The following is a 6,966-nucleotide window of genomic DNA, read 5'->3' on the forward strand; positions in this document are numbered from 1 at the left end:
GTTAACGCTTCCACAAAACAGCTTCTGCTGCATCCAAATAGCGGTTTTCTAGATGCAAAGAAACATCGCCCAAATCTTCAGGCCAATCTCCAAAAGCTCCCGTCTCGTCTAAATCGGCACTGCTGACTTCTGTAACACCATCGTCGCGCCGTTTAAACCAGTGAAGTTTTACTAAATCCGGTAATATTTTACCCTCGGCGACTAACGATTGAACTGCTAAAAGCAGCAATTCGCTGTGAGTTTCTAGAACTACTCGCACACCTCTATTTGCAGAATCCACTAAGATTTGTGCTAAAGCAACTTGAGCGCGAGGATGCAAGTGAATTTCCGGCTGTTCTAGATAAACTAATTGTCCTGGTTCTGCTACAAGCAAGGCAACTAAAACAGGCAAGGTTTGCGATACTCCCAAGCCAACATCAGCAATACTAACAGTATCGCTTGCACTCCCGCTGCGGGATAAACGACCTACTAGCAGTTCAATTTGTACGTCATTAATCTGTCTGGCTTCTACTTTCCAGTTAAGTCCTAAGAACTCTAAAGCTTGACCCAATTTTATCAGTTTATCGTCTTTTGTTTGTTGCCAGTAATTAACTATACTAGCAACATAATTTTCAAAAAGACCCGGAAATTCACTGCCAACTCCTGCGGTATTGTAGGTGCGTTCTGGATTGCCTCTCAACCCCGGAACGTGGACGATGCGGCGAATATGTTTGGAGAACTTCATTTCCAAATTGGGTGAATAAGACGGACTGTCGCCCAATTGCAAGCCTAGAAAACATCGGACATTAGTCACCCTCCACCGTGGCGCTTTTGCCTCGATATTATTAAACAATAAAGTGTAATATTTAGTCAGATCTTCGGGAATAATTTTCACCAATTCTTGATGCTGTATTCCTGGAAAAATAGTAATAGTTTCACCCCTCCTGTAATCAGGAATACAGTAAGTCGCTTTAACAACTTTAAGCCCATGCTTTTGCTGCTTTCCGAAGAAGCTGATAAAAAAATTATCTGTCTCTATATTCAGCTTGACATAAAACTCATCGCTGTATTTTTCTGGAGATAGTTTAGACAATACCTGTTCGGCTGATGTAAATTTAACATTAGGCCCGTCAAGTTTCAAACCACCGGGGTCGTAAGGGGCTTCTAGCGTTTGCTTCATCAGCAAGAGTGGCTGCATGATGCTAGACTTACCAGAACTGTTGGCACCGGCTAGAATTGTCAGCGATCGCACTTCAATCTGGCACTCTTCGTAAATAGACTTGTAGCCGCATACTGCAATTTCAGTAATTCCCTGTACAGGCTCTTCTTTTTCAGTTTCAAAGAAAGTCGATTGAGTCATAATATTATGTTGGTATTTGCGGCTCCAAATACCATATTATAATCTAATCCCTAGTAGCTGTGTATTTTGGCTGAATGACGATCGCAATTGATTTTGGAACTAGCAACACCGTAATCGCTCGCTGGAATCAAGTCCTCCAGCAGCCCGAAACTTTGAAATTACCGGGATTGTCGACAATCTCGGCTCAAAATCCGCCCCTAATTCCCAGTTTGGTCTACGTTGAGGACGCTGCTGCAAATAAAGTAATACTCGGTCAGAAAGTCCGCGACAGCGGCCTTTACTTGAGTGGAGATTCTCGGTTTTTCTGCAATTTTAAGCGGGGAATTGGCACTTCTGTTCAGGGTTTTGTGCCAGAACTTGACGGGCAACTTATTACTTTTGAACGAGTAGGTGAGTGGTATTTGAGCCAAATTGTCAACTCAATTCGCGAACTGCCCTTGCCGATCGATTCTTTGATTTTTACTGTGCCGGTAGATAGTTTTGAAGCTTACCGCCATTGGTTGGGAAAAGTGTCTCAATCTCTGCAAGTAGAACAGGTGCGGATGTTGGACGAACCTACGGCGGCTGCTTTGGGTTACGGTTTGGCCGATCGCGAAATTCTGTTAGTCATTGATTTCGGCGGCGGCACTCTCGATCTTTCTGTAGTGCGTTTGGACGCTTCCTCCGAGAAAAAGCCCCTCGGTTTTATTCTCAAGTGGGGCGAAAAGTTATTGGCGGAATCTTCAGCGCAAAAGGCAAAAGTTGCCCGGGTTTTGGCTAAAGCCGGACAAAATTTAGGCGGTTCTGATATTGATAATTGGCTGGTTGACTATTTTTCCAAAACAAAAGGGCTGCCAAAATCTCCGATAACAACGAGATTAGCAGAACGGTTAAAGATTCAGTTGTCTTTGGTGAATCAGGCGGTTGAGGTTTATTTTGATGACGAAAATCTGGAGAGTTACGAATTAGAATTAGATCGGTCTCGCTTTGAATCTATTCTCGCCGAACATCAGTTTTTTGACAACCTCGACGAGTGCATGAATCAAGTATTGCAGCAAGGGCGGCGTCAAGGCTTAGAAATTGGCGACATCGATGCAGTTTTGCTAGTTGGCGGTACTGTAAAAATTCCCGCTGTCCAACGTTGGGTGCAGCAATATTTCGAGCCGGCAAAAATTCGCTGCGATAAACCCTTTGAGGCGATCGCCCAAGGTGCTCTGCAACTGAGTCAAGGGGTAGAAATCAAAGATTTTCTCTATCACAGTTACGGCATTCGCTACTGGAACCGCCGCGAAAATTGCCACAGTTGGCACAGTTTAATTAAATCCGGGCAGTCTTATCCGATGAGCGAACCAGTAGAATTAGTCTTGGGGGCTTCTTTAGAAAATCAGCCGAGTATAGAATTAATTGTCGGCGAATTGGGAGCGGAAACTGGCGGCACGGAGATATATTTTGAGGGCGACAGGCTAATTACTCGCCAACTCGCGGGCCAAAGATCGGTACAGCCGCTAAATGACAAAGACGGAGCGCGCAGCATCGCTCAATTGACGCCGCCTGGGTATCCGGGGAGCGATCGCATAAAAGTTTTGTTCCGCGTTGACGAACAGCGCTTTTTGCGCATTACTGTTGAAGATTTGTTGACCAATGAAACTTTGTTAGAGGATAAACCAGTGGTGCAGCTAAGTTAAGGATAGACTTTAGATAATTTGGTTGATAATTCGGCTCTTGAAATCGCTGCATAGAGTCAAACTTTCGTGCGATCGGAGAGGGACTAAGAAATTCCGGGTTTACTTCCAGGCTCTTCCTAGGAACCAGTTAGTTTTTGGAGATGTCTATTGGAGACGACAACCTATACAGATCTTTACAGCAAATTCCACGTTGATAAAGTACACGCGTCAAGGGATCGAGCGCTGTAGGGAAACGGCACGGCGCCGTGTCCTCTATCTTTGCTTGCTGTAGGTTTATGGCTGCGTAGGATTGACATGGCTAGAATTTTTGGTATACATTTTTATTTGAAATACTCTCGGATCAGAACCGTCAGTCTTTCATTGTAGTATCAAGATTTTTATTAACCCAAATCCTAGGAGATTAACAGCAATGAGTGCAACTCCCGGCTTACCCCTCTGGGTGCAAGATAGAGAAGAAGTTCTGAAACAGGATGATGGAGTAGAATGGCGGTACGGGGAGCGTCCAGACTATTCTCACACTAATACTTTCTTGGAAAAGGAAAAGAAACACAATCATGCCGAAGGGTCTTTGGATGCGATCGCCTATAACCTGGTGAGAACATTTGAAATGGAAGCATCCTTCAAAACCAATCCCCAACAATGGCTCTCTGTAGTTACGGATAAATTCCGTATGAGCACTAATGGAGGAAAAGAATACACAGCCCAAGAAGTTGTAGATCAGGGAACCTATAATCTCTTTCTAGAAAACTCAGAGCACTACCGCGCCTCTGATGAAACCTTTCAATCCTCCTACGACCTGTTTCACACAGCTTTTCCCGATGGCTTTCTCTGGGAATTAATCGAAGTCGTTGCAGGGCCTCCTAACGTTGTGTTTAAGTGGAGACACTGGGGTACTTTTAAGGGATCTTACAAAGATCATCAAGGGACAGGAGAAACTATTGAAATTATTGGTCTTAGCATTGCTAAAGTCACAGAGGATTTAAAGATTGAGTCTGTAGAACATTTCTTTGACACCAATAATTTCTTAACAGGGTTAACGACAGGAGGATGTCCTGTGAGTCATTAATCAAAGGAAGAGGTCAATCGATTTTAGATTTTAGATTTTAGATTTTAGATTGGGGGATTGGGGATTGGGGGATTGGGGAATTGTTAATTAATTGGTAAATACCTCATCTTTCCAAGAACCGCTATATCGTTGCCGCTGGAATCGGAATCATACACAATTGTTCGACTTGCAGTGCAAGCGTCTCCGTCGCTATAAGTAGCGAAAGCGAGGGAGACGCTTGCTTTCGCTTGACGCCGCCTGGGTATCGGGGGAGCGATCGCATAAAAGTTTTGTTCCGCGTTAACGAACAGCGCTTTTTGCGAATTACCGTGGAAGATTTGCTAACAAATGAAAATTTGTTAGAGGATAAACCAGTGGTGCAGCTAAGTTAAGGATAGACTTTACAGGTAAGGTGCGCCGAAGCGCACCCTACTGATTGCGTTCAAAACATATTTTTAAAAGTAAATGAATTATAAACTAGAATTCCCACTCTCTCGCAAATTAGAAAAGTATCGCGACAGAATCGAAGCTACCATTAAACCTTACATCGAAATTCAAACCCAGAATAATGATGACGTTAATTGGTGGCAGAGTAAATTTGGGGGATTTCCTTATTTACCTAAAGGCTTTGAATATCCCAAAACTTGTGACGGTAAATATTTATTTTTGCTAGCGCAACTCAACTTTGATGAAATACCGCCTTTAGATGGTTTTCCCGATCGCGGAATTTTGCAGTTTTATATAGCCGACGATGACCTATATGGTTTAGATTTTGGTACTTCCGCCGATGTAGATAATCCCACAGCCGAAGACAGATTCAAAATAATCTATTTTCCTCAGCCAGACTTCCAAGTTGAAAACATCATTACCAATTATGATTTTTTGCCGGAATTAGAATTTTTTCCTGTTCATGGCTGTTGCAGCTTGCAATTTACTAAAAAATATGCGCCGGTTAGTACCAATGACTACCAATTTATTGCACTATTAGGAGAAGAAATTAACGAGTTATTTATGAACCATGAAATTGAGGATGAGTACCGAGAAATATCGAATTCCTTTGGTCATAAAATAGGTGGTTATCCTTATTTTACACAAGAAGACGTAAGAAAATATAGTAGTAACTCCGAGCGAAAACAAAAGCCGGACATTCTTCTATTCCAAATGGATACCGATTGCTGCAATGAGACAGTAGAGATCGTGTGGGGAGACAGTGGTGTAGGTAACTTTTTTATTGATGAATCAGCACTCAGAGAATTAGATTTTAGTAAAGTTTTATACAATTGGGATTGTTGTTAAAAGCAGCAGTTAAGTAAGCTCACCTAGAAAAATATAATACCCAGAACCCCGACTTCTTAAAGAAGAGGGGGTTCTAACAGATGGAATAGCGTTCGACTATGCCCAAGCCCCATCCCTCCGCTTCGCTTCGCCCAATTCCCCATGCCCCATGCCCTAAACCTGAGATTTGTGAACCACGACGGGTGTTCCCACCGAGGCCCATTCAAATAGCCATTTAGCGTGATTGACAGCTACATTTGTGCAGCCGTGAGTAACGGGATTGCCAAACAAATTGTGCCAGTAAGCGCCGTGAATTGCCATGCCTCCGTCGTAATACATTGTATAGGGAACGTCGGGCACGTCGTAGTCCGGCCCAGTCATTCTAGTAACGCGGTGCTTGGTTTCAACGGCAAAGGTTCCCGTGCGGGTGGGAGTCGATGATTTGCCGCTGGAAATAACCACTGCGTAAACAGGTATATTTCCCTCCCAAGCTATTAATCTTTGTCTTGATAAATCAATTTCAATCCAGCGCTGGCTCGATTGCTGCAACTGCATAATTTTATTGGCAATTATGTTGTGCTGTTCGCTGGCAAATGCGGTCATTGAACCGCCGCAGAATGCAGCAAAAGTGAGGGCGCAGCCGGCACAGAAAGTTCCAGCGCGGCGAAAGTAAGTTGATTTCATAATGCTGTTCCTTCCTGACACCTGGTACTATTTTAGATTTTAGATTCGAGATTGGAAACAGGGCTTAACAAGTTGTTAAGTTTTGGGCGAGATTCCGGGCAATTTGGACGATCGCCCGCCAATCTCGATTTTCCACTAAGTGTTTAGGAAATAAGTCTCCGGCTAAACCAACGGCGATCGCCCCGGCGTCAATAAATACTTTCGCATTTTCCAGCGTCACCCCGCCGGTGGGAATTAAAGGAATGTGTCCCAGAGGGCCTTGCAGGCTTTTGAGGTAGGCGGCGCCTCCCAAAGCCGAGATCGGAAACACTTTTACGCAGGTAGCGCCTGCTTGCCAGGCTGCCACAATTTCCGTGGGAGAAAAAGCACCGGGGACGATCGGCACTCCGGCGTCAACTGCGGTTTTAATCATTGCTAGATCGGTGTGCGGAGCAAACAGAAATTGAGCGCCGCAGTCTATTGCTTGCTGCAACTGTTCTAAGTTTAATAAAGTGCCGGTGCCAATACTAAAAGTAGGAAATTCTGAGCGGAGTTGGGCAATTAATTCAGCGGCTTTGTGGGTGTTCCAAGTAATTTCAATAAACTGGATTCCGCCTGCTGCTACCGATGATGCCATCTGCCAAGCAAGTTCCTTTTCTGATGAACGGATGACTGCGATCGCCCGGTGTTTTTTTAGTAGTGTCAACCAAGATTGATGATTCATGCTAACTGATTTTGCCACCAAATAATTCAATACAGTTCATATCGGAAGACCGAGCAGTTTAAACCGCGTCTATACAAACAAAACCCACCTCAGTGGGTATTTGAGGGGGCGGTTAAAAGTGCGTTATTTTCTTTACACCACAGGCGAGTGGACTGCGTGTGACTCGCTAGCTAGAGTAATTGACATACTCCCCCGGCTGAAGCACGGGGGATTCTAAGCTCAGACAGCAATTGCAGGCCTTCGCCTGTCTAACATC

7 protein-coding genes are annotated in these 6,966 nt (G+C 44.2%); 4 read left to right on the plus strand and 3 right to left on the minus strand.

The genetic code is table 11. The annotated features are described in order from the left end of the window. Window position 1 precedes the first annotated feature (1 nt). Complete coding sequence (locus tag QUB56_RS19270; RefSeq protein WP_332957319.1) at window positions 2-1,339, minus strand: AAA family ATPase; 1,338 nt, start codon at window positions 1,337-1,339, stop codon at window positions 2-4. A 74-nt stretch (window positions 1,340-1,413) separates the two neighbouring features. Here QUB56_RS19270 and QUB56_RS19275 point away from each other — a divergent pair, with 74 nt between their 5' ends. The 4 genes from QUB56_RS19275 to QUB56_RS19290 all read left to right on the plus strand — a co-directional run bounded on the left by QUB56_RS19275 (window position 1,414) and on the right by QUB56_RS19290 (window position 5,344). Further along, window positions 1,414-3,003, plus strand: a complete 1,590-nt coding sequence (locus tag QUB56_RS19275; RefSeq protein ID WP_332957321.1) for an Hsp70 family protein — start codon at window positions 1,414-1,416, stop codon at window positions 3,001-3,003. A gap of 409 nt (window positions 3,004-3,412) precedes the next feature. Beyond that, a complete protein-coding gene (locus QUB56_RS19280; RefSeq protein ID WP_332957322.1) occupies window positions 3,413-4,069 on the plus strand; it encodes an ester cyclase in 657 nt (218 codons plus the stop codon). Window positions 4,070-4,296: 227 nt separating this feature from the next. Beyond that, a complete protein-coding gene (locus tag QUB56_RS19285) occupies window positions 4,297-4,440 on the plus strand; it encodes a hypothetical protein (RefSeq protein ID WP_332957323.1) in 144 nt (47 codons plus the stop codon). Between the two features lie 73 nt (window positions 4,441-4,513). Beyond that, on the plus strand, window positions 4,514-5,344 hold the full coding sequence (locus QUB56_RS19290; protein WP_332957324.1) for a YwqG family protein: 831 nt from the start codon (window positions 4,514-4,516) through the stop codon (window positions 5,342-5,344). 153 nt (window positions 5,345-5,497) lie between these two features. Here the strand turns inward: QUB56_RS19290 and QUB56_RS19295 are convergent, their stop codons facing one another. Continuing rightward, window positions 5,498-6,007, minus strand: a complete 510-nt coding sequence (locus tag QUB56_RS19295; protein WP_332957326.1) for a L,D-transpeptidase — start codon at window positions 6,005-6,007, stop codon at window positions 5,498-5,500. A 64-nt stretch (window positions 6,008-6,071) separates the two neighbouring features. Continuing rightward, entirely contained in the window at window positions 6,072-6,710 is a 639-nt protein-coding gene (locus QUB56_RS19300; RefSeq protein WP_332957329.1) for a bifunctional 4-hydroxy-2-oxoglutarate aldolase/2-dehydro-3-deoxy-phosphogluconate aldolase, read from the minus strand. Window positions 6,711-6,966: the final 256 nt, after the last annotated feature.

Source organism: Microcoleus sp. AR_TQ3_B6 (assembly GCF_036702785.1).
Lineage (GTDB): Bacteria > Cyanobacteriota > Cyanobacteriia > Cyanobacteriales > Microcoleaceae > Microcoleus.